Annotated in this window: 1 protein-coding gene; it reads right to left on the minus strand. The window is 71.6% G+C overall.

Annotated features, from left to right (window positions below):
• Nucleotides 1-35: 35 nt before the first annotated feature.
• Nucleotides 36-1,283: an ISL3 family transposase gene (locus ACGFK0_RS37660; protein ID WP_392913568.1), complete on the minus strand. Its 1,248-nt coding sequence runs from the start codon at nt 1,281-1,283 to the stop codon at nt 36-38.
• Between the last annotated feature and the right edge of the window lie 137 nt (nt 1,284-1,420).

Raw genomic sequence — 1,420 nt, forward strand, 5'->3', positions numbered from 1 at the left:
GGCCCTTGTGTCGTTTCCGTGGGTCGTTGATCGGGTTATAGGCGTCCGGGCAGGGGTGGGCAGAGGCCGCCGCGGGTGAGGGCGGCCATGGCGATGAGGGCTTCGGGGGTGTGGAACCCGTTGGCTCGCTTGGTCAGGGCGCGCAGATGGGTGTTGGTGGCTTCCAGCCGGGCGTTGGACAGCCCGGATTGGAGGGTGTTGATGATCAGTGGCTGGTGGCGGGCCAGGGCGGCGCCGAGTTTGATGAACTCGGGGATGCGGCAGCGGCGGCACCAGGCGATCAGGCCGGCGAGCAGGGCTCGGCCGCCGTCGGTGCGGGCGGCGAACACCGCCCGGAGTTGTTCCTTGATGAGGTAGGCGCGGTAGAGGCGTTTGTTGGTGTGCTGCAGGCCGGCCAGGGTGGTGCGCTGGGGGCCGGACAGGTCGCCGGGGTTGCGGATCAGGATCCAGCGGGTGCCCTTGAGGTCGGCGGCCGCCTGTGTCCGGCCGCGGCGGCGCAGGTCGGCGGCCGTGCCGCGGCGCAGGGTGTCCAGGGCGTCGGTGGCCCATTTGACCACGTGGAAGGGGTCCAGGCAGATCAGTGCCCGCGGTGCGCGTTCGCGGACCGGGGTGTGAATCCACTCGGCTGCGTCGGCGGTGACGTACGTCAAGTTGGCGGCCCGGTCGCCCAGGGCGTCGAAGAAGGCGTGCACGACGGCGCTGTTGCGGCCCTCGGCCGCCCACACGATGGTGCCGGTGGCGTGGTCGACCACGATGGTGAGGTAGCGGTGGCCCTTGCGGTAGGCGATCTCGTCGATCCCGATCCGCTCCAGGCCGTCCAGGCGGTCGGTGCCGGCGGCGCGGGCGGTCACCACCCGGGTCACGATCTGCTGGACGGTGCGCCAGGTGACGCGCAGCAGCCGTGTCACCGTGGAGAACGGCGCGTGGGCGGCCTGCCAGGCCACCGTGTCCTCGAAGAACGTGGTGAACCGGGAGCCGGGCGCGGCCCACGGCACCGCCGCGACCAGCACTCCGTGCCCGGGGCAGCGGACGCGGGGCGCGTCGGCCTCCAGCAGGCACCGCAGGGTCCCCAGGTCCAGGGTCCGCCACCGGCGGCGGCCGTCCCCGCCGTCGTAGCGGCCGCAGCGACGACCACAGCGCGGGCACCGCAGCACCCGCCACGCGTCGGGCCGGACGTGGGCGACCAGCACCGGCTCACCCCGCCCCGTCTCCTCGACCTCGAGCCGCTCGATCACCGTGTGCTCGACACCCAGCAGCCGCTTCCATACCCTCTTGTTCAGCACGCCGTACCTCGTGGTGGACCTGACCTTCGACAAGCCAGGACCCTACGCCGGGTACGGCGTGTTCATCTATCCAGCTCACACAGCCACAGCAGCAACCCCGGCGATGGTCAACGACCCACGGAAACAGCAGAAGAGCC

It is taken from the genome of Spirillospora sp. NPDC048823, assembly GCF_043198445.1.
Lineage (GTDB): Bacteria > Actinomycetota > Actinomycetes > Streptosporangiales > Streptosporangiaceae > Spirillospora.